A 25798-nucleotide genomic window follows, 5' to 3' on the forward strand; every position below is an offset into this window, starting at 1 on the left:
TCCATGATTAACGGGATCTGGCTAGGAATGATCATCATCGGTTTTCTGTTCGCCGCCGTTAACGGCAGAATGGATGAATTTACAGCCGCCGTATTCGACGGAGCCAAGAGTGGGGTTACAGTAAGTTTCGGCTTAATAAGTGTGCTTGTATTCTGGCTAGGAATCATGCGGATCGCAGAGGATGCTGGTTTGCTTAAAAAAATAGCCAAGATTCTTGGGCCAATCGTAGCCTTCCTCTTTCCAGATGTGCCGAAGGGCCATCCTGCAATCGGATATATTCTCTCCAACATGAGCGCTAATTTGCTTGGACTTGGCAATGCGGCTACACCTATGGGAATCAAGGCGATGCAGGAGCTGCAGAAGCTCAACCCGGATAAAGAAACGGCCACACCAGCCATGTGTACCTTACTGGCGCTTAACACAGCAAGCATTACGCTAATTCCCGCGACACTAATTGCGATCCGATTGAATTACAATTCGGCAGATCCTGCGGGAATAGTAGGCACAACCCTCGCCGCAACGGCTGTGGCGACTCTTGCGGCTATAGCGGCTGACCGGTTTTTCCGAAGGATGACATTGCTGCGCAAACCTCCAAAGCCGCCGTCAGCAAAGTCTGGTTCTGCTCCATTGGCCAAGACGTCGCTGCCTAATTCTTCATTGAAAGGGTGAGCATGACTTGTACCAGTTAATCAGTCTCCTATCGGCATGGGCGATTCCGGTCATGATTACGTTCATCCCGCTCTATGCTTTTACGCGTAAAGTCCCGGTGTATGAGTCATTTGTTGAAGGGGCGAAGGATGGATTTGGAACGGCAATCGCGATTATTCCTCATCTTGTGGGAATGCTTGTGGCGATCAGCGTCTTTCGCGCATCGGGCGCACTCGACTTCCTAATGGGATTCATATCTCCTGCTCTGCGGGGACTTGGCGTACCTCCAGAAGTACTGCCGCTCGGCCTTCTGCGGCCCCTCACTGGGACAGGCTCGCTTGCTTATACCACGGATCTGATTCGCGTTCATGGTCCGGATTCTCTAATCGGCATGATTGCCTCCACCATACAAGGCAGCACGGACACAACGCTCTATGTATTAACGGTTTATTTTGGAGCCGTTGGTGTGCGTAATGGACGTTATGCACTTAAGGTAGGTCTATTCTCCGATGTTGTTGGCTTCGTCGCCGCGATCGCGGTCTGCCTCCTGCTTTTTGGGTAGGAGGCGTCACCCCCTTTCCTTCCTCGACATATGCTATTGCAGCAATGTGGAGGGAGGCAATCCGCTATGAACTACAAAGGTTTTATTCTGCATCAGTCTCGCTGTACTTCCATTAATGGCAAAGGCTTTGATTTCTGGGTTGGTGTGGACGGAGCCATTTATGCAGCACCACTGCTGACCGATCCGGAGTATATTCACATTTGCTTGGAAGGTGATTTCAGCAGGGAAGATGGCATTCCTCCATTATCTGGAAGGAAGGAACAGCTATTTGCCACAGGTAAACTCATTTTAGAACTGGTAGAGCGCTACCAAATCTCCCCTTTAATCATCGAACCCCACAATAATTACTGCCCAGGCGCATTTTTTCCATGGAATGAACTTGTGATTTATCCCTCTGATGGTTATCATTAATCTGAGGTGACTAGTCGAAAATGGAAAGATTACAGAAAATTTTGGCGCAGGCAGGTGTGGCGTCCAGACGTAAGTGTGAAGAAATGATTTTGGCCGGTAAAGTGGAAGTCAACGGGGAACTCGTAACTACGCTTGGCACGAAGGTGGACCCCGCAACAGATATTATTAAAGTCTCCGGTAGACTGATCCGGGGCGAGAACAAAATCTATATTATGTTCAACAAACCTAAAGGAGTCATTACAAGTGCTTCCGATCCAAAGGGTCGCAAGGTTGTAACAGACTACCTTAAAGGAATTACAGAACGGGTTTACCCTGTAGGCCGTCTGGATTATGATACGGAAGGACTGCTGCTGTTAACGAATGATGGAGATTTCGCTAACTTGCTTACCCATCCTAAGCATCATGTACCTAAGACGTATCACGCTACGGTCAAGGGTATTCCGCACGGTACTGCACTGGACAAGCTAAAGGCTGGGATCAAGCTGGAAGATGGTATGACAGCGCCTGCCGAAGTAGAGTACAAAGATATTGATGAAGCGAATAAAGAAGCAGTAATCAGCATTACGATTCACGAGGGACGTAACCGTCAGGTACGACGCATGTTTGATGCGATTTCACACCCCGTTCTCCGTCTGAAGCGGATTTCATTCGGGGATATTATGCTGCAAAATCTTAAACGTGGATCTTACCGTCATTTGACTAAAGATGAAATTAACCATCTGCAGCAAATTGCCAAAGCAGGATTACTCAAAGAAAGAACTCCACGTAAAGAGTCATAAAGACACACAATATTCACAATTAAACCCCCTAATACTGTGACGAAATTCGCTATAATGTTCATAGGATGTTCACACCTTACAACATAAGTATGAGTTGCGTCACAGAAGGGGGCTTTACATGTGGGTAAAGCGAGAAAACCAATTCAAATCGTAATTCTGTTTCTAATCGTTCTAGTGGGTGGTTATGCCATTGGTTCCTCTGTATTTGGTGGAAGCGGAAAACCAGAGGAAGGTAGTAAAGCGCCTGCCATTGATTTGCTGGGTCTTGATGGACTTGGGCATACGTTAGACGAGTATAAGGGTAAGGCTATTGTGCTGAATTTCTGGGGCTCATGGTGCACGCCATGTGTAAAAGAAATGCCGGCTCTCCAAGCACAATGGGAAAAATGGAAGGACAAAGATGTAGTCGTTATTGGAATCAACGTAGGTGAAGATCAGATGACTGTCGAGAATTTTGTGAAGCAAGTCAATATTGATTTTCCGATTTTGATGGACACGGGACGAGACGCTGTACGAAGTTATGGTATTTCTCCGCTCCCCACTACTTTTTTTATTAATGCAAAGGGTAAAATTGACAGCATTCATATTGGCCAGCTTGATTTAGATTCACTAGATGATCAAATTGGGAAGCTGGTGGATTGATGAGTGAACGCGAGGCTTTTATAACCAATACCAAATGTGAATGCGGCCATCAGAACCCTGTAGGCACTGTTCTATGTGAAGCATGCGGAAAACCGCTTGGCAAAGAATCGGACTGGGGCGAGAATCTGGAAATGCGTTATGATGGTGTAGCCCGTCGTTCGCAGCGTGTTAATCCAAGCATTATTGATCGAGTTTGGAACTTTTTTTCATCTGTCAAAATAGCGATATATCTAATCGTTTTGACACTGTTAGGCTCTATGCTGGGAACCATTTTCCCTCAGGAGAGTACTTTCCTTAATATTGATGCATCGAGTTATTATAAGCAGGAGTACGGAACAGCTGGGGACATCTACTATAAGCTTGGACTTTCACATACATACGAATCCTGGTGGTTTGTGACTCTACTCGTAATGATTGGTGCTTCATTAGTCATTTGTAGTTTGGACAGAGTACTTCCGCTATATAAGGCATTAACTAGGCAGAAGATTCGGAAACATCGTCAGTTCTTAACTCGGCAAAAGGCTGTGCTAGTTACTGAAGTGCAAGAAGAACCAGAAGCTTGGGTTGCTCGGGTGGTTCAGCCTATGCGTAAAAAGGGCTACCGAGTCAAGACGGATGGAGGAGCTCTGCTGGCAGAGAAACACCGCTTCAGCCGCTGGGGGCCTTACGTAATACATATTGGTTTGATTATTTTTTTACTTGCTGTACTGGCAAGAGGATTGCCGGGTCTCAACATGGATCAGCATCTTGCTTTCCCGCAAGGGGAGATTACACAGATTCCGGATACTACCTACTATTTAAAAAACGAGAAATTCACCGTAGAGTTCTACACAGATGAAGAGATGCCTGAGGAGTTTCGAGGCAAAAAGATCCTACCAAAATTATTCCAAACTAAAGCAGTGCTTTATAAATGTACCGCGGATTGCGCAGATCCTACTAAGGAACCGCAGCTTACCGAGGCGACAACGCATAATATCCAAGTAAACTCACCTTTGGATTATAAAGGATTGAAAGCGTATCAGTTTGATTATGATCTAACACCTGTACTGCGTTCTGTACAGCCTGTGCTTAAAAATTCCACCACTGGGGAGTCGTACGGTAAATTCAAACTGGATATGAAGAATCCGCAGCGTACAATTACAGCGGGACCCTATACGATGACTTTAAAAGAGAAGTATATGGATTTTGGACTGAATGAGGATGGTCAGCCGATATCTAAGTCGCCTTATCCGAATGCACCAGCATTCTTATTCTTGATTCAAGGACCGAATTTGCCAGCGGAAGGGCAGCAGTACTTCTATTTTCCTAAGCAGGTAGATAAGTCTCAGTTTCAGCAGGTGGCTATTAACGATAAGCTTGGTGGCAGCAATAGATTTCTTGAGCTTGAAGTGGACAACATGAGCGATGTTGATTTTTCGGAATCGACTACATACTTGAATATACGTATTGATCGTGCAATGCCTTTTGTATGGTTAGGTGCAGCAATCGTGATGCTAGGTTTAATCCTTGGATTTTACTGGCAGCATAGACGCATCTGGCTTACCGTTATAAACGGAGAGCTAATACTCGGAGGACATACGAACAAGAATTGGTTCGGTTTCCGTCGTGAGATCGTTTTTATTTTAGAAAAAGTAGATATGGTAGTCGATGAAAAATCAATAGATAATGGAGGAGGCCTTACATGAGCTTGCTCGATATCAGCAGTGCCGTCTTTATTGCCGCATTCTTATTATACAGCGGGTCGTTTATGTTATTCACTATCGCTATCATGGGTCGCAAGTGGTCGGGCCGCAAGCCAGAGGAACATACTGCTCGATGGGGTAAAATAGCTTTTATTGTTTCTTCTATAGGTCTTATCTTTCATCTTATTTATTTCTTTACACGTTGGTTTGGTGCAGGACATATTCCAGTCAGCAATATGTATGAGTTCATGACTTTCTTATCCATGATGGTTATGGTAGCCTTTACAGTGATGTACGCGATCTATCGCAAAGTTATTCTCGGTCTGTTTGCAGTTCCAATTAGCATTATTGTGATGGCGTACGCAGCTGTATTTCCACAGGAGGTTCAGCCGTTAATTCCATCCCTGCAATCGAACTATCTCAAGATTCACGTAACACTGGCAGCACTAGGTGAATCCTTTTTCGCGGTAGGTTTTGCGGCAGGGCTGATGTATCTGCTACGGACTGTTAATTTTTCCAGTAAAGAGAAGGCGGATCGTAAGCAACAGAGACTGATTGAATTTACTCTCTTTTCAATCATTGTTATAATTGGGTTTCTGGGTTCAGTTTTTGCTTTCCGCGGAGCAGGTTATGAGACTGTTTTTGTCCGTCCCAACGTTACGATTGACAGCGCAGGGCAGGAAAATAGTACAATAGAGAAAGTGAGTTATCGAATGCCGCCGATTGTGGCTCCTCACAATAGCGAAATAGAAAGCTTCCAGTCGTTTCTTGGCATGAAAGAACCTCTCTTTGAAGCTCCTTCATGGATGAATGGTGTGAATGCTGGCCGGAAGTTTAATACTGTAATCTGGTCGATTCTTTCCGGATTACTCCTTTACGGAATTCTTCGCTTGATCGTACGCAAGCCACTAGGCGCAGCGATTCACCCGGTTATGGAGGGGATTGATGAAGGCGATCTAGATGAGATAACGTATAGGGCGATAGCCATTGGCTTTCCTATTTTCACATTAGGCGCTTTGATTTTTGCAATGATATGGGCGCAAATAGCCTGGGGAAGATTCTGGGGATGGGACCCCAAAGAAGTCTGGGCACTCGTTACTTGGCTCTTCTATAGTGCTTATCTTCATTTACGATTGGCTCGTGGATGGCAAGGGCGAAAATCTGCCTGGCTTGCCGTTCTAGGTTTTTTGGTCGTAATGTTTACCTTAGTTGGCGTTAATCTAGTCATCGCCGGACTTCATTCTTATGCGGGGACGGACTGAGCATAGTTTACCTGCTAACACAGCACAATGGATTTAAGGTTACGTTCTACTGTATTTGATGAAGGGGTTGTTGTGAAATGGCAGATCATTTAAACAGAATTCTGGTAGTGGATGATGAGGAACGCATTCGCCGCCTGCTAAAGATGTATCTTGAAAAAGAAGGTTATGAAATCGACGAAGCTGAAGATGGCGAAATCGCTCTTCGCAAAGCAACAGCAAATGACTACGGTCTAATTTTGCTGGATGTTATGCTGCCTGGCATTGATGGAATGGAAGTGCTGACCCGACTCAGAGGGGTCAAATCGACACCTGTCTTAATGCTTACAGCTAAAGGCGAAGAGATTAATCGTGTACAGGGCTTTGAAATGGGCGCGGATGATTATGTCGTGAAGCCATTTAGTCCTCGCGAAGTGATTTATCGCGTGAAGGCCATTATGCGCCGTTCTTCAGCAACAGCATTTTTGTCCAAAGAGAGCAACTCCAGTAATAACATTGTATTCACTCATCTTATTATTGAGCATGACGCACACCGAGTAACTGCTGGCGGTGAAGAAGTGAGTCTGACACCGAAAGAATACGAACTGCTGCATTATTTGGCGATTTCACCGGATAAAGTGTTCTCTCGTGAAGAACTACTTAAAGATGTTTGGAATTATGAGTTTTTCGGAGATTTGCGTACAGTCGATACCCATGTTAAGCGTCTTCGTGAAAAACTGAATAAAGTATCACCGGAATCCGCGGCGATGATTACAACTGTATGGGGTGTAGGCTACAAACTTGAGGTACCTAAATAAGTGAACTTCTGGAGAAGTCTTGTCGGCAAGCTGTGGGTCACGATCATCTGCCTGGTCGCTGTCGTGCTTATTACACTCGGGTTGTTTCTACTTCCCTATATCGACAGCAACTTTGCTAATTCCGGCGATATCAAACGTTTATTTATGTATACGTGCATGATCGGATTTTCTTTGACGACATTCTTCGCGTTGTTCTTGTTTACCAAGATCACTCAGCCGATGCAACGTGTCATCGAGGCTGCAAACAACATTCGACGTGGTGAATACGGAACAAGGCTGACGCTGGTCACAAGTGACGAGATTGGCCAATTGGCGACTTCCTTCAACCATATGGCTGAGGAGTTGGAAGAGAATATTCGCAGTCTGCACCATGAGAAGGGCCATCTATCCAGTGTATTACGTAGCATGAGTGATGCTGTAATCACCTTTGACATCGAAGGCCAGATTATTCTGACCAATCCGCACGGTCAATCGCTACTTGAGAGCTGGAGCGATTTAGAGTGGGAACAAGAGAGTGACATTGAACCTCATACGGAAACGGCTGAGAGTAATGTTCCACCTCCCCTACGTCCTTTATTTTTGAGCACGTTGAAAGAAGGCGGCGATGAGCGTTCTAATGTACATGTCCGGCAGGGCGTGTGGTCCGTCCATATGGCACCTTTATATTCTGAGGGTAGCATTCGTGGAGTGGTTGCTGTTCTGCGTGATGTGACTGAAGAAGTACGACTCGAAAAAATGCGCCGTGACTTCGTGGCAAACGTCTCTCATGAGATTCGGACGCCATTATCGATGATGCAAGGTTATAGTGAGGCTTTACTTGACGGAATGGCATCTTCACCAGAGGAAAGCAGTGAACTGATTCAGGTCATTCATGATGAATCGCTCCGTATGGGACGTCTTGTAAAGGATCTGCTCGACCTTGCGCGAATGGAAGCTGGACATACGGATATGTTGAAGGCAGAAGTAGATGTGAACGAACTGCTGGAACGAGTGTATCGCAAATTTTCCGTACGTGCGAAAGAGCGTGATATTCATCTGCAGCTAAATAAAGAGAGCGATGTCCTTGTTCTTAAGGCAGCGGATGAAGATAAGCTTGAGCAAGTCTTAACCAATTTGCTCGATAATGCTTTTCGTCATACGCAGGGTGGCAAGAAGATCACAGTTCATACAGGAACTTGTGTCTTAGAAGGGCGTCGCTATTTTGAAATTAAAATTCAGGATGAAGGCGTCGGCATTCCGCAGGAAGATCTGCCTTATATATTTGATCGTTTCTACAAAGCCGATAAGGCACGTGTACGGGGAGAATCAGGTGGAACGGGACTCGGGCTTGCGATTGTTAAAAATATTGTTGAGTCGCATCACGGAACCATTTCAGCTTCCAGTAAGTTGGGCGAAAGTACAACCTTTACCCTAAGACTTCCTGTCGAAAAACAGTAATTCCAAACACAATGTGTGATAGCGCCTCTGACAGCAGAGGTGCTTTTTGTTGAAACAAACACATTAATCTTGTTCATCGTGGAACATATCTCATTGTTTATGCTTGGGAGGCCATCAAATGATTTTATCTTTAGACCAAGGGACTACCAGTTCACGAGCCATAGTGTTCGATGAGGACGCTAGAATCGTCTCACAAGGGCAATATGAGGTTGAACAATCTTTTCCACACCCTGGCTGGGTGGAGCATGACCCAGAGCAAATTTGGGCGTCACAGCTTGCAGCTGCAAGAGATGCGATTACTCAGGGCGGGATAACACCTCAGGAAGTATATTCCATTGGAATTACAAATCAGAGGGAAACGGCCCTGATCTGGGATAGAGCAACAGGCAAGCCGATTTATCCTGCGATTGTGTGGCAGGACAGACGTACTGCAGAGCTGTGTGAAGAGATCAAGAGTAAGGGGTTAGAGGGACTCATTGCTAGCAAGACGGGACTCGTTGTGGATGCTTATTTTTCTGCAACAAAATTCTCCTGGATTCTTGATCATGTAGAAGGCGCACGAGAGCGGGCGAATAATGGCGAGCTACTAGCTGGGACAGTAGACAGCTGGCTAATCTGGAAGCTTACTGGCGGGGCTGTACATGCTACTGATGTAACTAATGCATCGCGTACGATGCTATATAATCTACATGAGCGCTGCTGGGACGAAGAGCTAATGGAGGAGCTTCGTGTACCACGCTCCATCCTGCCAGAAGTGAGGATGTCCGGTAGTGAATTTGGAGCAGCAGACGCGCAGTGGTTCGGGACAGAAATACCTATTCACTCTGTATTGGGGGATCAACAAGCAGCTTTGTTTGGACATACTTGTCTTGAACCCGGCAGTGCCAAAAACACATATGGAACTGGATGCTTTATTCTGATGAATACAGGTACAGAAGCTGTAGTCTCCAGTCATGGGTTGTTGACCACTGTAGCTTGGGGAATGGGGGATGAGCTCTATTATGCACTCGAGGGCAGTGTGTTTGTAGCCGGAGCGGCTGTACAATGGCTTCAGGAGGGGTTAGGACTCATAACGGAGCCGGCAGGCTCGGAAGACAAAGCGCGGGAAGTAGAGGACAGTGAAGGGGTTGTCGTCGTACCTGCTTTTACTGGACTAGGTGCCCCTTATTGGGATATGTATGCACGTGGAGCAGTCTTCGGTCTAACTAGAGGAACCACCTCGGGGCATTTGGTAAGAGCAACGTTAGAGTCATTAGCATTTCAGTCTAGAGATGTAATTGGGGCGATGGAAAAAGATGCAGGCATGCCATTGACCGGACTTCGTGTAGATGGTGGAGCGGTTCGTAATGATTTGTTGATGCAGTTTCAGTCTGATATCCTCGGTAGTGAAGTTACTCGAACTACATATGCGGAGACGACTGCGCTGGGAGCAGCACTTCTGGCTGGATTAACCTCAGGAGTTTGGACAAGAGAGCAGCTAGAAAGCTTTAACAAAGCTGAGAGGGTCTTTTCACCTGTAATGGGTATAGATGAGCGTGAACGACGTTACAACGCCTGGAAAGACGCTGTAGCGCGTACCATGGGCTGGGAAAAACATGAAAGATATCAGTGATCAGGGAGATGCATATGTCTATGTTTAATGGAACAGAATCTGATCTACCGAGTGGACTATCTAAGCCTGCACTTCGAGCACTTCATGGTGCTGGGTATACACAGATTCACCAAATCAGTAAGCTCACTGAGTCAGAGCTTCTGCAGCTCCATGGGATGGGACCAAAAGGGATTGATGTACTACGGCGTGCGCTCACTGAAAAGGGGTTATCCTTTGCCAGCGAGTCCTAAAGAACAGATCAACCTAAAAAGCGGCAAGCTAAGGATAATCCTTGGCCTGCCGCTTTTTAGGTTGTAACGCTTAATATTCAATAACAAATGCAACGTTTTGCCATCCAGCGCCCACTGTCCAGAACAGAACTTTATCTCCGCGTTCGATCTTTCCTGTAGTAATAGCTTTGTGTAGAGCGATAAACGGGCTACTGGTTGAGGTGTACCCGAATTCATCACCTATGTAAACCGCAACCTCACGATCAATACCCACTTTTTCACAAACACCAACGATATTAGGCAGTGAAAGCTGTGAGAAACAGGCCGCTTTAATAGATTCAGGCGCTATGTTGTTATCAGATAGAAGCGTGCGAATCGATTCAGAAGCAGCATCTACGCAAATGGAATCATCAAATGGAATGAACTTCACATTGAATTCTCCAGCCGCTACGCCTTTTCTACCCAGATTAGCCAAGCCTTCAGCCGGGAACATGGAGTTGCCATAAACGCATGTGTCTGTTTGATAGACAGAATCAATGAAGCCTACCGCATTATCATCGCGCACAAGAAGGACTGCCGCAGCTGCATCACCGAAGTTAGCATAATAGACGGGATCATTCTTATCTGCATGAGGTGCTACATAATCGGATCCGATGACCAAAGCACGTTTAATTCTAGGATTGGCTTGCATTTGACGGCTCACCTGTTCTACGGAAGCAGTCATACCTGCACAGTTAGCGTTGCTATCTATACAAATTGTATGGGATGCGCCGTTAATTAAACGGTGAATCATTAAAGAGTTAGTAGGAAAGATATATTCAGGAGTTTGACTTGCATAGGCAATAAGATCGATATCAGCACCAGTGAGACCATTTTTATCCAACACATTACTGGCAGCCTCAAAAGCCATCGTAAGAGAATTTTCTTCCTCATTCTTAATGCTATAGCGCGTATCACGACCTAAAGTGGTCAGTAGACCTCGGATATCAATACCCTCTTCGTCAAAATGCTTAATAAAAAAGTCGTTACCAACTTTATTACTAGGATGATAGATATCAATGTCTTGAATACGAATTCCGGTCATATGAATGAATCCTCCTGAAAAACTCTATAGTTTTTTTAGTTATAAGAAGAATTAAGCTGTAACGGTGGAAATGATCTCGATGTTATCTAGTCCTGCTTTACGACCCAGACGAGCAAGCTGCATTTTAAGAATTGGGTTATTCTCAAGGGTTAGATTTACTTTTACAAATCCATCATTCTTAAACATTACGAAGCAACCTTCCAAAAGAGGTACAACATCAGGTGCAGTTACGTTTAGCTTTCTGCAGTCGATTTGTAATTCATAGTCTGCTGGAGTGATAGGATTAATAGTTTGTTGATAAGCTTGGATAGATTTCAGACCATCTTCTTCAGAAAATGTTCCTTCCAGCTCAATATTGATCACTTTTTTAGTAGTGTCTGTCTTTAAAATAAACTGTCCCACGTTAACATCTCTCCCGATATTTTAATTTACTGAAAATAGTTACTTTATTTCTTCAATCGTTTCGAGAAGAATATTAAAAGCGGTGATGATTCTAGGTGCCCCTATAGCGGGTACTAAGTGTAATAGAATACCTTTGAGTTGTTCTACAGTAACTCCCACACGAAGAGCCATGACATAATGAACACCCAATTGATCAAACTGACCCATCGAAATCAGGGCAGAGATAACTGCGATTTCCTTCCAGTCAGCTTCGATTGTGTTGCGTTGAAAAATATCGCCGTAGGCATTCCCCATAATAAATTCAGCCAAATCGGGGAAATGTTCTTTAATCGGAGCCAGTGCTTTAGCTCCGTAGTCTCCAGAGAGATTCGTGAAGTGGTTCAGACCACTGTTTACATTGTCTTTCATAAGTGACCTCCTAATTTAGGTTCAAAGTACGGTGAGCAGTCGGAGGGACCTCATCACGGTCTGTTAGCAGTTCAATGACGGCAACACGGTTGATGGCAACAGCGTCCTTGATGGCTGTTTCGAACTCCTCCGCTGTCTCACATTTGTAACCCTTAGCGCCTAGTGATTCTGCGAATTTCACAGCATCCATAGGGACTTCGTAGATAGTTCCGTCAATACGTCCTGTAGTTTTTTCCATACCTTTTAGAGCCATATCTAGCTGTTTATTATTCACAACAATGAATATGACAGGAATATCCTTGCAGACAGCAGCGTTAATCTCTGCGCCTAGCATCATAAAGCAGCCGTCTCCTGTAATGCAGAAGATCGTTTCTTCTGGAGCAGCAACCTTTGCACCAATCGCCATCCCGATGGAATTACCCATACAAGCAAAGTAAGCATCGAAAACAAAACTGCCCGGTTTCTTAACCTTGTACCATTTCGCAGCATGGAAACCGTGACTTCCATCATCAACAAAGACTGTGCTGTTATAAGGAATCAAATCACTCATCGTACTCAAGACCGATGCAAGTGAAAGGTTTGGTAAAATCGGAGGCTCTTCGGTATAATCGGAATTTGTCGGTGCTTCGCGTTTTGTGATGTTGTTCGTGTCAATATTATTGAGATAGTAAACTAGATTGTCGCGTAGATCTCCAGTCACTGGAATCGTTTTAGAGAACAATATTTTTCCGACAAAAGTCGGATCGCTATCAAACTGAATTAATGTTGCAGGATGATTTTCCCTTTTAAGATTACAAATAGTCATATCACTTAAACGTGACCCGAGAACGATAAATAGATCACTTTGATTCAGCAAGTCATCCCCATGGGTACAACCGCCTACTCCAATTGGACCGTGATAGAGTGGATGATCCCAAGCTATAGCCCCTTTACCACCTGGAGATGTAACTACAGGAATATTAAATGTTTCCGCTAATTGAATTAGCTCACTATGTGCTCCTGAGCGGTTAACGCCTTTACCCGCGATAATTATTGGATTCTTAGAGCTATTTATAGCATCAAGTACACGGTCGATATTAGCATGGCTAACCAGTGATTCGCGTTCAGGGATTACAATATTACATTCCTCTAGCAATTCCGTTTGTACATCAAAGGGAATACAAAGGTGAACTGGACCACGATTACCGCTCAAAGCAATGGATATGGCATGATTAAAGATTGTGTTAAAGTGATCTCCACGTTCAATAAGCTTGCTATATAAGGTGGCAGGTCTAAACATATCAGCTAAATCAGCTAGAAAAGAAGTAGAGTCCTGACATTGGGGAATTCCAAGCTCTTTAATAGATTGATGGCCAGTAATAAATAGGACAGGTAGGTTGTTAGCCTTAGCATGTGCTGCTGCAGTTAATAGGTTTGTTCCACCAGGACCTGAAGTACCAAAAGCTACACCTAGTTTTCCAGTTTTAAGCGCATACCCGGCTGCTTCGAAGCCGGAACTGGACTCATGTCTCCCAGGAATAAATTCAATACCGTAATCTACCATTTTAAGAACAATAGGACAAATGGATTTCCCAATAATACCAAAGGAATGGGTAACTCCTAGGTTCCGTAGTGCTTCCGACATGTAATCTGCGACTGTCTTCAAAAAATACACCTCACAAGTTGATTGTTATTTTAAAATCAAACATTAGAAAACCTGTGCTCTGAATTAGGGCACAGGTTGGTGGCATAAATCGCCATAGAGACTGAACAATTGTTCAGTCGTCTTGGTTTTCTGCAACCTGGCAGTCATGGCCTCTGATTAAAAATGAGGCTGTAGATCCATGGTTTTGCGTCATCCTCTTTCGAAGATTTTGCCAATATTAATTTTAAAATTTATAAGAAGAATTTTCCTTTACAATATATTCCTAGAGTACCTTTGTCAATATATTTTCGCAAATTAACTCGAATTTTGACGAAAGTCTTGTCCAACCTATGAAATAATAGATATAAAAAAACTCCCCCTAAGTCAAAACTTAGGAGGAGTTTTTGGTCTTGTTTATATGATTTGCAAGTGACTTAAAACTTGAAAATATGGATAGTCTTCTGTAGATTAAACACAGCCTGTGTCATTTTCTCAGTTTCTTCAGCGACGGACTGCAGGGCATTAATTTGTTCATTCATAGCGGCGGATACTTCCTCGGTGCCGGCAGCGGTTTGCTGTGTGATTGCAGAGATATTCTCTATTGCACTTGAGATTTTCAAGGCACTTTCCAACATCAGATCACTTTCAGCAGAGAAGGAAGAGATTTGCTCGGTAATATACTGCACACTTTGCACAATTTGAGCAAAGATATGAGCAGATTGAGTGATCATCTCATTCTGTACCTGTACGACTTCTTCGTTGATAGCGATATTGTCAATCGCTTGTTTGATATCAGTTTCGATGCTCCGAACTAAGCCAAAGACTTCCTTCGTTGAAGCCGTTGATTCTTCGGCAAGTTTACGAACCTCCTGTGCGACTACAGCAAATCCTCGACCATGCTCCCCGGCGCGTGCTGCTTCGATGGAGGCATTCAGCGATAAGAGGTTGGTCTGCTCAGCGATCTCTGTGATGGTTTTTGTAATCATCGTAATTCCGCGAGCATTATGAGACAGGGCTTCGATAGTATCAGCTACTTTTTGAGTAGCCTGGATGTTTTTGCGCATGCCTTCAGCTTGAGTATCAACGGACTGCCGTCCTTGTTCAACTAGTTCTAATGTATGTATTGAACGTCTGTTCATTTCTTTCGTTGAGTTCGTATAATTGGATACTTTATTCTCAATATCTTTAATGGATTCTGTCATTTCAGCGATATCCGTAGATATTTCATTTGCACCAAGAGCTAGCTCGTTAGACGAAGAGGCTACCTGTGCCATGACAATTTTCAAATTCTGATTCTTATCTTCGATTCCACGGCTTGCATCCATAACTTGACGAGTGATTTGTGATGCTTCTGTCAAAATCTTCTTGAGCTTGTCAATCATAGTATTAAAGGAACGACTTACGTCCCCCATAGACCCGTTCTCATCGGCTCTACTAGTAAAATCCCCTTTTGAAATACTATGAGATACATTCGCGATGTCATCAAAAGAAGATGTAAGCGTTCTCTCGATAAAGCGGGCCACGGGGAAAGTTAGAGCAGCAAGAACTACGATTAGAACAATACCCAAAATAATGTTGCCTAAGATCATAAAAGTAACTAAAACAGGAATGGCAAATAGTGCGGCAACGAGGTAACATCCGGCAACAATTCTTTGTTTTAACGGAAGTTTATGCATCCAGTTCATTGGTATAATGTCCTCCTTATTAATATTATGTATTGGTGTTATTATATGGGATTTAAAGGTGATTGGTCTATAGTAAGAACTGACATAAATCTTCTTTTCGAAGTAGTTCTTTAGATTTCGTGTCAAAAATCCTCATAAATAGCGGAAATTTTTGCGATAGCAGACTTTACCATCTCTAAAAGTTCTTGCGGTGAAAGTACAATAACCGAGGGACTAAAAGAAAGGATTATCCGGCAGGCCGACTCGATCGTATTAAATTCGGCATCTACGTTCACCCACTCTGCATTGCTTGTTGGCTCTATCAATTGGACAGAGACAAATCTTTCTCGCTGTAATTCTTTTAAGACAGATGTTCTAACCCTTAGCATTACTTGATACTTTGGCAGTGCTGCTTTAAAGGCCGTGGTGGACTCTTCCCAGTACTGTTTTAAATCAAAGTCATCAGGTCTTTTAAACCACTCATGAGTCTCCTCAACGTTAACTAATCTGGACACACGAAAGGTCCGTAGTTCTTCTTTGCTTTTGGCTACGACATACCATACTCCGCGTTTTGCAACTAATCCAAGAGGTTCAATGAAACGGACCGTTCTCTCGTTGCTCCGGAGATAAGTGATTTTTACTTTGCGGTCCTCCCAAAGTGCTCTCTGCAGTACAGAAAGGAACGGATAAGTCTCATCCGAAGGATGCCAACTGGCGCCATCAATATGAATACGCTCGCTTAGGTAATTTGCTGAGTTACTAAGTCGATGTGAGGATGCAGCCTCTAGTTTGAGAAGAGCGGAAGAGTAGTCGTCTTGTATCCCCAGATCCTTCATTATAGATGCGTCAGCGGACAGAAGCAGTGAACCAATCTCTTGTGGCTTCATTCCCGTTAGGGAGGTTCGGTAGCCTTCAGTAAGCATCCAACCTCCTTCACGACCACGTTCAGCTAAAATGGGTATTCCTGAAGCACTTAATGCTTCCATATCACGAAACACAGTTCGTTCTGATACCTCGAGTGTTTGGGCCAATTCTCTAGAAGTCATTTTTCCACGATTTTGCAACAGAAGTAATATTGATAACAAACGGTCGGCTCTCATTAGGCTATTGTACCTCCTCGAATTATTGATTAGACGATCACCATTAATCATTTCTAAATCATGATTATATTATATATGTCAGTTGATGTCATATATACGGGCTATACTTATAAAACGTAAGGAATGTTCACAGAATATTGAAATCCGAATTCATGTGGAAAGGGTTGAGGGCTATGACATTGAAAGGGAAAGTCGCATTGGTTACCGGGAGCAGCAGAGGTGCTGGGAGAGGGATCGCTCTAGAATTAGCAAGAAGAGGTGCTTTTGTCTATATTACAGGGAGGACCACAGATGTATCCGTCACAGAGCATATTAAGGGGAGCATAGATAGCGTACTTAGAGAAATAAAAGAGAGTGGAGGTTCTGGTGCGGTAATACAATGTGACCATACGAAGGATCAAGAAACAGAAGCAGTGATCCGTCAGATCGCTGAAGAGCAGGGGCGGCTCGATATCTTAGTTAACAACGTGTGGGGAGGCAATGATTTAGCTATCGAGCAAAAGCCTTTTTGGGAGTTACCTACAGCTCATTGGGACAATATGTTTAATGCCGGTGTGAGAGCACAGATGATCACAAATTATTACGCAATTCCCTTCATGCGCAAGGCAAAAACTGGTGGTCTAATTATCCATACAACCTTCTGGGATCATTATAAATATTTAGGCAACTTTCATTATGATCTTTCTAAAAATGCACTTTTACGTATGGCTTTCGGATTGTCGAAGGAATTAAAGGATGACGGCATTGCGGTTATTCCACTTTCACCTGGATGGATGAGAACAGAAGCGGTTCTAGAAGCCATGAATACAGATGAGGAACATTGGCAAGAAGTTGAGGAACTGAAAATGAGTGAATCGACGACATATATTGGTCGAGCAGTGACTGCACTAGCCGCTGATCCAGAGGTTATGTCTATGTCCGGTGAGCCGCAGCTGGTTGGAAAGCTTGCTGAAAAGTATGGTTTTACTGATATTGATGGAAGGATAATCCCTTCGTTCATAATATAGGAAGAAAGAGAATCGTAAAATATAAGAAAGGCCACTCCAGTACATTCTGGAATGGCCTTTCTATATTATAGATTAAAGAAGGATGATTTCTTCAGCGGTGTTAATTTCTGGTAAACCAGCGAGTTTCACAAGGACTTGCTTAGGAACGGCTTTGTCAACGGTCAGCAGCATGATTGCAGCGCCCCCAACAATTTTACGTCCCACTTGCATGGAAGCGATGTTTACATCGTTCTCACCAAGCAATGTACCCACGAGTCCGATAATCCCTACTTTGTCGTTATGGGATACAAAGATTTGATGACCTTCAGGAGCAATATCAACTGGGAACTTATTCACTTGAACAATACGTTCTCCATAACCTTGCAGCAGGGTGCCGGCCACAAGATACTCTTGGTCACGATCAGCTTTTAGAGTAACAGTAATCAGATTGGTAAAGCCTTTAGTTTTAGAAGCTTTAGTTATTACTACGTTCACGTCGCGTGTTTTCGCTAAATGCATGGAGTTTACGATATTAACGTCCTCTGCAAAGTGGCGGGAGAGCACACCTTTTACAATGTAGCGGGTTAGTGGTTGGGTATCTACATCCGAAAGATCACCAGCGTATTCAACATGGATCTCACGGATAGCAGCAGCTGCAATTTGGGTAACAAAACTGCCCAGTTTTTCCCCAAGCGTGAAGTAAGGTTGAAGCTTATTCATTACACTTGGAGCCACTGGAGGAATGTTGACCGCGTTAATGAACGGTTCATTACGCAGAATATGCAACACTTGCTCCGAAACATCGATCGCCACATTTTCTTGAGCTTCAATCGTAGAAGCGCCAAGGTGAGGAGTCACGATGATTTTTGGATGAGACAGGAAAGGATGATCTGCTTGCGGCGGCTCTTTCTCAAATACGTCGAACGCAGCGCCAGCAACAATACCGCTATCTATAGCTTCTACCAATGCCATTTCATCAATTACACCACCACGTGCACAGTTGATGATGCGCATTCCTTTTTTCATCACTTCGAATTGTGGGCGAGAAATCATATGGCGTGTTTCCGGAGTAAGTGGAGTGTGCACAGTAATGAAGTCTGCTCCGCGAACAACATCGTCTACGGAAGCCAATTTAACTTCCATCTTTTCAGCACGTTCAGCTGTTAGGAAAGGATCGAAAGCAAGAATTTCCATACCGAAAGCTTTAGCACGTTTAGCCACTTCGCTACCGATTCTGCCCATTCCGAGTACACCTAAAGTTTTGCCACGAAGCTCTACACCTACGAATGTTTTTCTATCCCAGGTTCCACCGATTGTTTTTGCATAAGCTTGTGGAATATGACGGGCCAGAGCCATCATCATTGCGAAAGCATGCTCACAAGTCGTAATTGTATTTCCATCAGGAGCATTGATTACAACAATACCACGCTTTGTTGCAGCATCCAGTTTGATATTATCTACACCAACACCTGCACGACCAATTACTTTTAGATTTTTTCCTGCTTCGATGATTTTGTCTGTTACAGTAGTTTGACTGCGGACAAGGAGACCATCGTATTCACCGATAATTGCAATGAGTTCGTCTTCGCTGAGTCCTGTTTTTTTGTCAACAACTACATCTTCTGCGTCCATCAATTGCTGAATGCCCAAATCACTGATTGGATCCGATACTAATACTTTAAACATGGTTTCTTATCCCCCTTAAAGTTGAAAAGCTTTATATGTCGAGGACGCCTTTTTGGGCAATCCACAATACCTGAAGATTCACGAACTAGTAGAGAAAAAACATGCGATAATAGTAGATCAACGCGGTGTCGCATAAAAGAAGCTGCATGCAGAAGTACCGCGGAATCGGTAACTTTGGGCAAAAGGATAGTATAGATTAGGTATTTAGAAATTAAAAAAACTCCCGACCCCCATACTACTGCCGTAGTAAGGGACGAGAGTTATCTTCGTGGTACCACCCTAATTCACTGCAACTTGGAAGAAGCAGCCTCATTGGCCTGCAAAGGCCACACTGGTAACGGAGTTGATCCGATTGCACCTACTTTAAGGTTCGATACAATATCTCAGGAGCGCTAAAGACATCTGTTTGTCACCGGTTTGCACCAACCACCGGCTCTCTGAAGACTTCCAGAATCTTTGTTCCATCATCGTTTTTGATTGATTAATTTTTTCATAATGTAACACGGTAATGTAGATGTGTCAATAGGCTTTGAAAGTAGGCTTTCTTGAAGTGAACTTCATTTTTCGTTATGATTCAATGACTGGTTCTATTCATAAAAAAACGGGAGCTGTGGAATCGTCTCCTTGCTATAGTACTGCTCTCGCCACTTCATAAAATCCTCTACCTGTATAGCACCTGTGGAAATAAGCAGGGTTACTGAGGACTGAACATCCGTAAGATTCAATGAACTGGCTGTACCAGAATGTATCAAATCGTCTATTTTTGCAGTAATGTCCTGAGGATCGTAGGCTGCAAAAATTCCGCGATTTAACATCATATCAGCGATGGATGCGTTCTTTTGAAGAAGAGGCATTTTTTTCCACTGGATAAAGGACATGGTCTTTAGCTCACCAGCAACAGAAGGGATTTTCTGGTTTGTCTTAGAGCCCCACTTTAGCATAGAATCATAAAAGTTCTTTTGTGCGAGCAATCCGAATTTAACCGCACCGGCAGTATAAGGATCATTTTTCAGCAATTTTGCCGTCTCTGCACCAGATGCACTTGCACTTATTTCACCAGAAGCTTTTGAGAATAGAGTTAAGCTTTTGAGTATGTTTAGCTGTGATTGATGTAATAAGGGAGAGTCGGAAAAGATAGAGTCCTGGTTAACTCTTTCATATTGTTTATCTGCTAGAAGGCTAAGATTCTTCATAGCTGCTGCATTTACACGGGCATCTGTACTGCGTGCCAACTTGTCCACTTGCGTGTTCCAATTCTGCTTGAATTCCCGATAAGGCAAAAATACGTTATGATAGAAAGTAACAAGATCCTTCTGTTGGTAAGAGCCCGTGAATTCTTCTAATCCATATCCATTACTGCTCTTTTGTTGCTCATATTTAGCTTCCGTTTTGTCTGCGCCAACCTTGACGCCTGTGAAAAATGCGGCGAAGGCGCAAATAAGGAAAAACAAAAAAAATAGAGTGTACAACATTTGTGTACGGGAGTTACGTTGGCTCATAATAAGTGCTCCTTTTTCTGGGGGAATTATCCTATGTATTATGTATTGATAGCAACATTATGGACGGTTTCTCTTTCGGAGCTGCCCCAAAAAATTAAAGAACAGGCAGGTCACGATGAAAAAATTCAAATTTGGCGAGATTAAGATAAAAAAAGTAGAGCCAGGTCAGTTAACAGACCGTCTTCTGCTCCTCAATCTCTACATTACTCAGGGGCTTACATTAATTATCGGTTTGATATGGATATTATTTCAGAAAAGAAATCCTTTTCAGCTATTAATTTTTCCAGAAAACGTACATTTTGTGGCATGGGGTCTTGGACTTGCTGCTGTAATGCTGGTAGTTGATTATTTATTGACTCATATTGTACCTGAAGAAAGCATGGATGACGGGGGAATAAACGACCTTTTATTTCGAAATCGGCCCGTATGGCACATTGTTGTAATTGCAGCTATGGTATCGATCTGTGAAGAGCTTCTGTTCAGAGGAGCCATTCAGTATTCCATTGGTCCTTATTGGACGAGTATTTTGTTTGCTCTTATTCATGTTCGCTATTTGCGCCACTTTGTACCTACCGGATGGGTATTCTTAAGCAGCTATGGTCTTGGATATATATACATTCAATCAGGAAGCCTATGGGCACCTATACTATGTCATTTCTTCATCGACCTTTTCTCTGGTCTGGTGATCCGCTACAGGAGGGAATCATGAGTGAGGAATTGAGCCGGTTGAAGTCTCGTCAGAAAAAGCGCAGTGGCGAAGGCAAAACTTCTGGCAAAAGTAAAAAAACGAATCCGCGATCGGAGGGGGCTCCTAGAAAGAGCAATCATTCCCGGACAACAACGGCAACTTTATCAAGGAAAGCGCGCCGTCCGGCAGCTTCTGCGAAGGGATCTAACGCTGGAAACAAAGAGCAGGAAGAATCTGTTCCATCACGTTCGGATACGTATTCATCAGAACGTGTTCGGCTTAGTAAAATGTTTGTTAACTCTCTGATTTTCATCTTTGTAATATTGCTGGTAGCGCTCCTCTGGTGGGGAATCGAAGGGGCGCCGCCTTTGAGTACTTTATGGTGATTTTTTGGATTTGGGGATTGGTTGTGGTTGTGCTTTTGATTGCACTAATCATTGCTGTGATTATGGTGAGTAACGCCTTTAGAAACAGAATTATTACCGAGGAAATAATTTTGAAGTCGCTCCCAGATGAGTTTGATGGGTTTCGTCTCTTATTTATAACTGACATCCATCGCCGCCGCCTTCCAACAGCACTGCTGACTCCGTTAAAGGGAACGGTGGGTGCTGTTTTATTAGGTGGTGATCTAACAGAAAAAAACAGTCCTCTGGATCGACTGACTGATAATATGACTTTAGTGACTTCTATTGCTCCTACCTATGTAGTACATGGAAATCATGATTATCGAGCTGATATTTCACTAGTTGATCAGATTATCCGGGGCAGTGGTGCAAAGCTGTTAATGGATGAGAATGTGCGTATTGAACGTGAGGGAGCTTCTCTTTGGTTAACGGGAGTGGATTTTCCGAAAAAGGGTGGTAACACTTCTTATCGTCCATTACCTGGATTAACGTCACGTGCTTCTTCACTAAATAACACTTGTCGTATCATTCTTGTTCACGATCCGCTCTGGTTGTCCAAACGTCAAAGTGTGCCAGCGGATCTGATATTAGCAGGCCACACGCATGGAGGGCAGGTCATTCTTCCTTTTTTGGGTCAAAGGCATGTGGAAAATTTCTATCATAAATATGATGCAGGAATGTTTCAATGGCCCAGAAGAGATGGGACAGGAAGGGATGCGAAGCTGCTGATTAGCAGAGGGTTTGGAACCTCTCACTTGCCGATCCGCTGGGGAAGTCCTGCTGAGATGCACGTGCTAACACTCCGAAAAGAGAAACATTAGAAAGCTGTCTTTGTACCGCTTGAACGGGTGGACAAAAAAACAGGTAATCTCCTTTCCATCAAGGGGATTACCTGTTTTAATTTATCCTAATTAGGAATTAGCGCATCTTAAGCTCAATACTGCGAGGATCTACAAAGCTATAGCCCTTGCCTTCAAGAGTAGTAAGCAGTTTATCCAACGCTTCAACTGTCCATGGTAGCTCATGCATCAGAATATTACTGCCGGAATGCAATTGATCCGTCACATTTTTGATTAACTTATCTGTTTTTCCGGTTTCTTTCTCTTTCATTTCCCAGTCCAGTGATCCATTGGACCAGGTCATATACAACATCCCATTCTCAGCGGAAATCTTCTTCCCTACATCTCCGCCAGCACCATGTGGGGGACGGAAAAACTGAGGGGCTTCACCAATAATCTCCTTGACCGCATTTTGAACGTCTTCGATTTGCTTCTTGACCTCAGTGTAAGACTTGTCCTTCAACACAATATGATCCCAGCTATGGTTGCCGATAATTCCTCCGCGGTTATGAATTAACTCTAGAAGCTCGGGATGCGCTTTAACGCGGTATCCATTTACGAAGAAGATCGCTTTGGCCTGATGTTTGTCCAGAACATCCATTAACGGATTAATCATTTCCGCATCTTTGGGACCGTCATCAAAAGTGAGCAACACGACTTTTTTATTTGTAGTTTCCTCATTTGGGACGATGTCGTAATTTTTGTTCATATGGTACAGCAGTGGAATTTCAGCGGAGTCTTCATCCTTACTGGCTGTATTATTACTACCTGTAGTTCCTCCATCTGCTGACGCTTCAGGGGTAGGGCTGGCTGTAACTTCAGGGGAAGGCGCTGTAGTTTCTGCGCTCTGTGTAGCTACCGCCGTAGGCGTATTGTTTGTGGTGTTTGTATCCTCGGCTGTCTTTCCATTCGCACCGCTGTTGCCACAGGCTGTCAGCAGTAAGGTAGCCAGAAGGAGCACTGATGTCATTTTACCCACTTTTTTCAACTCGCTTTCTTCTTATTAGGTTGCATGAGCGGCAATCTTTCCGCGAACACTAAACATGATTTTACCATACAAGGAGGCTGGAAATATGAATACTTCGTCATTTTTATGTGGGGTGCTGATGGGCGTCGCAGCCAGTATGATTATGTCCAAAAAGCGGAATTCTCTAATGTCTTCGCTGGGGCAATCGGGCGGTTCCATGAGTGGAGCAGCAGATAAAGCAAAAGAAAAAATAATTGGTATGGCTACGACAGGGTTTGGAAACACTGCTGCTTCAAGCAGCAATGCAAGCAGTAATACAAGCAGCAATGCTCAAAGTAATGGTTCGAACAGCGGAACCTCTGAGCATAAAACGGAATCACCGGCAAAATCAAAAGAATCCAATCTCAAATTACTGAAGGATTTCATTCGCAACAATCCTGAAGTGAAGAGCGAAGTGGAGCAAATTCTTAAAGAAACGCATACTGCCATACCGGGATTGTAACCGTAAAGGACTCCTTCAGAATCATTTTGAGGATGAAATATTCCGCAGAATGATTCTTTTTTATATTCAAGGGCTTGAAAATGGTTTATGAATTAGAATAAGCTCTTCAGTAGTGGCAATGCTTTAAGAGGATTTTATATATTTATTTTCGTGCATTTATCTCTGCAAAATGATAACATACATACATAGTAACCATTTTTGGCTCATTACTCGGGACTCATCATACATTATAATAAATGAGCTTGCAAAAGGAGGATCCTGTCATGAGAATAGAGCGATTAAGTCAAGATAAGATACGGATTTTCCTCACTTTTGACGACCTGAGCGAGCGGGGCATCCAGAAGGAAGACATGTGGCAGGAAGTTCCCAAGGTACATGACCTGTTTACGGAGATGATGGACCAAGCATATAGTGAACTAGGTTTTGATGCTACCGGTCCGCTTGCCGTAGAAGTTTTCGCATTGCCCGCCCAAGGCATGGTCGTTATAGTGACCCGAGGAAAATATGATCACCATCAGTACGGTGCGTCCGGGGAAGAAGAATTGCCAGAAGAGATTTACGAAATGGAAGTTACTCTTGAACAAAGCGACTCCATTGTATATGCATTCCGCGATTTCGAGGTTCTTGTTGAAGCGGCCCATGTGCTCATTGGTAATATTACTTCCCAGGGGAAACTGTATTCTTATAACAATAAATGGTATCTGTACTTCGATCCTAAGGAATTTGAAGAAACAGCGTTGTCAGGTCTTGTTGGCGTACTAGCTGAGTTTGGAGATTCCTCACCGGTTACTGAAGCTGTCCTCGATGAATACGGGAAGACAGTAATGCCGGAGAATGCAGTCCAGTTATTGTGCACTCATTTTAAGCGTCAGGATTAAATAGCATGATAGGGCTGATAAGCATCGTTTTAGCTAATTAGCCCTATTCTTGTTCTTGATGGTATGGCGGTCATTCTTGAATTAAAGCTGTTATCTGCCTTGCTGTAATCAGCAGAATAAGGCGCTAGGGATATAGGGAGGTTATTCGGTGCTCGTGTTATCGGTTATTTCGTCGGCAGTAGCGCCGGGACTTGCTCTGCTGACCTTTTTTTATTTGAAAGATAAGTATGATCAAGAACCGCTTCATATCGTTATTAAGGTGTTCCTGCTAGGCCTTCTGATTGTATTCCCTGTTATGATCATTCAGAGAGGACTAATGCTGGGGCTGAATGGCGGTCCTTATGTGGAGTCGTTTCTCATATCCGCTGGCGTGGAAGAATGTCTAAAATGGTTTGTGCTTTACCATATGATTTACAATCACACCGAATTTGACGAGCCATATGATGGGATACTATACGCCGTAGCGATTTCGCTCGGCTTCGCAACAATAGAAAATATAATGTACGCTTGGTATAGCAATGCATCAATCGGTTCCATGTTCCTGAGAGCACTGCTTCCGGTTTCTGGACACGCTATGTTTGGTGTAATTATGGGCTATCATTTAGGGAGAGCCAAGTTCTCAAAAGGAGCTAAAACAAAAGGGATTCTGTTAATCTCTATCTTGCTGCCATGGTTGTGGCATGGGATTTATGACTTTATTTTGAGTACGACAGCTAACTACTGGATATGGTTTATTGTTCCTCTGATGGCTATCCTATGGTACGGAGGGATGGGGAAAGTGGATAGGGCAAATAGCCGGTCCCCTTTCCGCTTTCTGAAACGAGAAGAAGAGGTTAACCTATAATCGAGATGGACACACTTATATTCAAAGGATTGTTCCTTAGCGGGAGATTCCAGAGAGGAGAGAGGTGTCTTTTTTTGCGTATAAAAGTCCGTATACTTTGCAAACAATGCGGTGAGACCTACATATTAAGAGGGATAAAAGAGCAGGGTGTGATTCAAACCGGCTTTAAGCAATGCCTTTGCAGT

27 protein-coding genes, 1 riboswitch and 1 other annotated feature are annotated in these 25798 nt (G+C 43.7%); of the genes, 18 read left to right on the top strand and 9 right to left on the bottom strand.

Features of this window, described 5'->3' with window-relative positions; all coding sequences use genetic code 11:
* Positions 1-3: 3 nt before the first annotated feature.
* The 11 genes from ACQKMP_RS10710 (at position 4) to ACQKMP_RS10760 (ending at position 10059) form a co-directional block, all read left to right on the top strand.
* Positions 4-669 (top strand): nucleoside recognition domain-containing protein, encoded by a 666-nt coding sequence (locus tag ACQKMP_RS10710; RefSeq protein ID WP_042190267.1) that lies wholly within the window; start codon positions 4-6, stop codon positions 667-669.
* Positions 670-721: 52 nt separating this feature from the next.
* Complete coding sequence (locus ACQKMP_RS10715) at positions 722-1210, top strand: spore maturation protein (protein WP_042190265.1); 489 nt, start codon at positions 722-724, stop codon at positions 1208-1210.
* A 66-nt stretch (positions 1211-1276) separates the two neighbouring features.
* Complete coding sequence (locus ACQKMP_RS10720) at positions 1277-1621, top strand: hypothetical protein (protein ID WP_042190263.1); 345 nt, start codon at positions 1277-1279, stop codon at positions 1619-1621.
* Between the two features lie 20 nt (positions 1622-1641).
* Positions 1642-2400, top strand: a complete 759-nt coding sequence (locus ACQKMP_RS10725; protein WP_036676166.1) for a pseudouridine synthase — start codon at positions 1642-1644, stop codon at positions 2398-2400.
* A 120-nt stretch (positions 2401-2520) separates the two neighbouring features.
* The gene (locus ACQKMP_RS10730; RefSeq protein ID WP_042190261.1) at positions 2521-3042 is read left to right on the top strand and encodes a redoxin domain-containing protein; all 522 of its coding nucleotides are present in this window, start codon (positions 2521-2523) and stop codon (positions 3040-3042) included.
* Positions 3042-4727 carry a cytochrome c biogenesis protein ResB gene (resB, locus tag ACQKMP_RS10735; RefSeq protein WP_427469363.1) on the top strand — a complete coding sequence of 562 codons (1686 nt, stop codon included), beginning with the start codon at positions 3042-3044 and terminating at the stop codon, positions 4725-4727. Before ACQKMP_RS10730 ends, resB begins: the two co-directional genes overlap by 1 nt.
* A complete protein-coding gene (gene ccsA / locus ACQKMP_RS10740; RefSeq protein ID WP_042190256.1) occupies positions 4724-5986 on the top strand; it encodes a cytochrome c biogenesis protein CcsA in 1263 nt (420 codons plus the stop codon). Before resB ends, ccsA begins: the two co-directional genes overlap by 4 nt.
* 77 nt (positions 5987-6063) lie before the next feature.
* Positions 6064-6780 carry a response regulator transcription factor gene (locus ACQKMP_RS10745; protein ID WP_036676174.1) on the top strand — a complete coding sequence of 239 codons (717 nt, stop codon included), beginning with the start codon at positions 6064-6066 and terminating at the stop codon, positions 6778-6780.
* Positions 6781-8217 carry an ATP-binding protein gene (locus ACQKMP_RS10750; RefSeq protein WP_042190254.1) on the top strand — a complete coding sequence of 479 codons (1437 nt, stop codon included), beginning with the start codon at positions 6781-6783 and terminating at the stop codon, positions 8215-8217. It begins immediately after the preceding gene.
* Positions 8218-8335: 118 nt separating this feature from the next.
* Positions 8336-9829, top strand: a complete 1494-nt coding sequence (gene glpK / locus ACQKMP_RS10755; protein ID WP_339242755.1) for a glycerol kinase GlpK — start codon at positions 8336-8338, stop codon at positions 9827-9829.
* Between the two features lie 14 nt (positions 9830-9843).
* Entirely contained in the window at positions 9844-10059 is a 216-nt protein-coding gene (locus ACQKMP_RS10760; protein ID WP_339242753.1) for a DNA-binding protein, read from the top strand.
* Between the two features lie 70 nt (positions 10060-10129).
* Here ACQKMP_RS10760 and ACQKMP_RS10765 read toward each other — a convergent pair whose 3' ends face one another.
* From ACQKMP_RS10765 to ACQKMP_RS10790, 6 genes are all read right to left on the bottom strand, one after another.
* On the bottom strand, positions 10130-11122 hold the full coding sequence (locus tag ACQKMP_RS10765; RefSeq protein ID WP_427469364.1) for a 3-oxoacyl-[acyl-carrier-protein] synthase III C-terminal domain-containing protein: 993 nt from the start codon (positions 11120-11122) through the stop codon (positions 10130-10132).
* A 51-nt stretch (positions 11123-11173) separates the two neighbouring features.
* On the bottom strand, positions 11174-11524 hold the full coding sequence (locus tag ACQKMP_RS10770) for a hypothetical protein (RefSeq protein WP_042190245.1): 351 nt from the start codon (positions 11522-11524) through the stop codon (positions 11174-11176).
* Positions 11525-11563: 39 nt separating this feature from the next.
* Entirely contained in the window at positions 11564-11932 is a 369-nt protein-coding gene (locus ACQKMP_RS10775) for a carboxymuconolactone decarboxylase family protein (protein WP_042129622.1), read from the bottom strand.
* A gap of 10 nt (positions 11933-11942) precedes the next feature.
* On the bottom strand, positions 11943-13586 hold the full coding sequence (locus tag ACQKMP_RS10780; RefSeq protein ID WP_427469365.1) for a thiamine pyrophosphate-binding protein: 1644 nt from the start codon (positions 13584-13586) through the stop codon (positions 11943-11945).
* A gap of 118 nt (positions 13587-13704) precedes the next feature.
* Positions 13705-13800, bottom strand: a riboswitch (cyclic di-GMP riboswitch).
* A 190-nt stretch (positions 13801-13990) separates the two neighbouring features.
* Positions 13991-15241, bottom strand: a complete 1251-nt coding sequence (locus tag ACQKMP_RS10785; protein ID WP_042190241.1) for a methyl-accepting chemotaxis protein — start codon at positions 15239-15241, stop codon at positions 13991-13993.
* A gap of 122 nt (positions 15242-15363) precedes the next feature.
* The gene (locus tag ACQKMP_RS10790; RefSeq protein WP_379424370.1) at positions 15364-16320 is read right to left on the bottom strand and encodes a helix-turn-helix transcriptional regulator; all 957 of its coding nucleotides are present in this window, start codon (positions 16318-16320) and stop codon (positions 15364-15366) included.
* A 173-nt stretch (positions 16321-16493) separates the two neighbouring features.
* Between ACQKMP_RS10790 and ACQKMP_RS10795 the strand changes: the two genes are divergently transcribed.
* The gene (locus ACQKMP_RS10795; protein WP_427469366.1) at positions 16494-17327 is read left to right on the top strand and encodes an SDR family NAD(P)-dependent oxidoreductase; all 834 of its coding nucleotides are present in this window, start codon (positions 16494-16496) and stop codon (positions 17325-17327) included.
* Positions 17328-17399: 72 nt separating this feature from the next.
* On the opposite strand, the gene serA is transcribed toward ACQKMP_RS10795, so the two are convergent.
* On the bottom strand, positions 17400-18992 hold the full coding sequence (serA, locus tag ACQKMP_RS10800; protein ID WP_076284555.1) for a phosphoglycerate dehydrogenase: 1593 nt from the start codon (positions 18990-18992) through the stop codon (positions 17400-17402).
* A 246-nt stretch (positions 18993-19238) separates the two neighbouring features.
* Positions 19239-19469, bottom strand: a binding site (T-box leader).
* Positions 19470-19579: 110 nt separating this feature from the next.
* Positions 19580-20491 (bottom strand): hypothetical protein, encoded by a 912-nt coding sequence (locus tag ACQKMP_RS10805; RefSeq protein ID WP_042190235.1) that lies wholly within the window; start codon positions 20489-20491, stop codon positions 19580-19582.
* Between the two features lie 115 nt (positions 20492-20606).
* Between ACQKMP_RS10805 and ACQKMP_RS10810 the strand changes: the two genes are divergently transcribed.
* Genes ACQKMP_RS10810 through ACQKMP_RS10820 form a run of 3 tightly spaced genes read left to right on the top strand, consistent with a single transcriptional unit; the run spans position 20607 to position 22404 of the window.
* The gene (locus tag ACQKMP_RS10810) at positions 20607-21200 is read left to right on the top strand and encodes a CPBP family intramembrane glutamic endopeptidase (protein ID WP_042190233.1); all 594 of its coding nucleotides are present in this window, start codon (positions 20607-20609) and stop codon (positions 21198-21200) included.
* Positions 21197-21565: a hypothetical protein gene (locus tag ACQKMP_RS10815; protein WP_042190231.1), complete on the top strand. Its 369-nt coding sequence runs from the start codon at positions 21197-21199 to the stop codon at positions 21563-21565. Before ACQKMP_RS10810 ends, ACQKMP_RS10815 begins: the two co-directional genes overlap by 4 nt.
* A complete protein-coding gene (locus ACQKMP_RS10820; RefSeq protein ID WP_052404376.1) occupies positions 21559-22404 on the top strand; it encodes a metallophosphoesterase in 846 nt (281 codons plus the stop codon). The genes ACQKMP_RS10815 and ACQKMP_RS10820 overlap by 7 nt, the downstream gene beginning before the upstream one ends.
* A 97-nt stretch (positions 22405-22501) precedes the next feature.
* Here ACQKMP_RS10820 and ACQKMP_RS10825 read toward each other — a convergent pair whose 3' ends face one another.
* The gene (locus ACQKMP_RS10825; RefSeq protein WP_379424368.1) at positions 22502-23410 is read right to left on the bottom strand and encodes a polysaccharide deacetylase family protein; all 909 of its coding nucleotides are present in this window, start codon (positions 23408-23410) and stop codon (positions 22502-22504) included.
* A gap of 85 nt (positions 23411-23495) precedes the next feature.
* Between ACQKMP_RS10825 and ACQKMP_RS10830 the strand changes: the two genes are divergently transcribed.
* The 3 genes from ACQKMP_RS10830 (at position 23496) to prsW (ending at position 25613) form a co-directional block, all read left to right on the top strand.
* Positions 23496-23891, top strand: coding sequence for a hypothetical protein (locus ACQKMP_RS10830; protein WP_042190229.1), 396 nt, complete (start codon positions 23496-23498; stop codon positions 23889-23891).
* A gap of 263 nt (positions 23892-24154) precedes the next feature.
* Positions 24155-24769, top strand: a complete 615-nt coding sequence (locus ACQKMP_RS10835) for a genetic competence negative regulator (RefSeq protein WP_042190227.1) — start codon at positions 24155-24157, stop codon at positions 24767-24769.
* Between the two features lie 148 nt (positions 24770-24917).
* Positions 24918-25613, top strand: a complete 696-nt coding sequence (gene prsW / locus ACQKMP_RS10840) for a glutamic-type intramembrane protease PrsW (RefSeq protein ID WP_042129603.1) — start codon at positions 24918-24920, stop codon at positions 25611-25613.
* The last annotated feature ends 185 nt before the right edge of the window (positions 25614-25798 follow it).

This window comes from Paenibacillus sp. NPDC101420 (genome assembly GCF_050277435.1).
Lineage (GTDB): Bacteria > Bacillota > Bacilli > Paenibacillales > Paenibacillaceae > Paenibacillus_AQ.

Coding starts and splice junctions, on each gene's coding strand:
- resB (WP_427469363.1), top strand. CDS start 3,042: ATGAGTGAACGCGAGGCTTTTATAACCAATACCAAATGTGAATGCGGC.
- ACQKMP_RS10830 (WP_042190229.1), top strand. CDS start 23,496: ATGAATACTTCGTCATTTTTATGTGGGGTGCTGATGGGCGTCGCAGCC.
- ACQKMP_RS10815 (WP_042190231.1), top strand. CDS start 21,197: ATGAGTGAGGAATTGAGCCGGTTGAAGTCTCGTCAGAAAAAGCGCAGT.
- ACQKMP_RS10760 (WP_339242753.1), top strand. CDS start 9,844: ATGTCTATGTTTAATGGAACAGAATCTGATCTACCGAGTGGACTATCT.
- glpK (WP_339242755.1), top strand. CDS start 8,336: ATGATTTTATCTTTAGACCAAGGGACTACCAGTTCACGAGCCATAGTG.
- ACQKMP_RS10795 (WP_427469366.1), top strand. CDS start 16,494: ATGACATTGAAAGGGAAAGTCGCATTGGTTACCGGGAGCAGCAGAGGT.
- ccsA (WP_042190256.1), top strand. CDS start 4,724: ATGAGCTTGCTCGATATCAGCAGTGCCGTCTTTATTGCCGCATTCTTA.
- ACQKMP_RS10710 (WP_042190267.1), top strand. CDS start 4: ATGATTAACGGGATCTGGCTAGGAATGATCATCATCGGTTTTCTGTTC.
- ACQKMP_RS10715 (WP_042190265.1), top strand. CDS start 722: ATGATTACGTTCATCCCGCTCTATGCTTTTACGCGTAAAGTCCCGGTG.
- ACQKMP_RS10775 (WP_042129622.1), bottom strand. CDS start 11,932: ATGAAAGACAATGTAAACAGTGGTCTGAACCACTTCACGAATCTCTCT.
- ACQKMP_RS10785 (WP_042190241.1), bottom strand. CDS start 15,241: ATGAACTGGATGCATAAACTTCCGTTAAAACAAAGAATTGTTGCCGGA.
- ACQKMP_RS10810 (WP_042190233.1), top strand. CDS start 20,607: ATGAAAAAATTCAAATTTGGCGAGATTAAGATAAAAAAAGTAGAGCCA.
- serA (WP_076284555.1), bottom strand. CDS start 18,992: ATGTTTAAAGTATTAGTATCGGATCCAATCAGTGATTTGGGCATTCAG.
- ACQKMP_RS10835 (WP_042190227.1), top strand. CDS start 24,155: ATGAGAATAGAGCGATTAAGTCAAGATAAGATACGGATTTTCCTCACT.
- ACQKMP_RS10805 (WP_042190235.1), bottom strand. CDS start 20,491: ATGAGCCAACGTAACTCCCGTACACAAATGTTGTACACTCTATTTTTT.
- ACQKMP_RS10745 (WP_036676174.1), top strand. CDS start 6,064: ATGGCAGATCATTTAAACAGAATTCTGGTAGTGGATGATGAGGAACGC.
- ACQKMP_RS10765 (WP_427469364.1), bottom strand. CDS start 11,122: ATGACCGGAATTCGTATTCAAGACATTGATATCTATCATCCTAGTAAT.
- ACQKMP_RS10720 (WP_042190263.1), top strand. CDS start 1,277: ATGAACTACAAAGGTTTTATTCTGCATCAGTCTCGCTGTACTTCCATT.
- ACQKMP_RS10820 (WP_052404376.1), top strand. CDS start 21,559: ATGGTGATTTTTTGGATTTGGGGATTGGTTGTGGTTGTGCTTTTGATT.
- ACQKMP_RS10790 (WP_379424370.1), bottom strand. CDS start 16,320: ATGAGAGCCGACCGTTTGTTATCAATATTACTTCTGTTGCAAAATCGT.
- ACQKMP_RS10725 (WP_036676166.1), top strand. CDS start 1,642: ATGGAAAGATTACAGAAAATTTTGGCGCAGGCAGGTGTGGCGTCCAGA.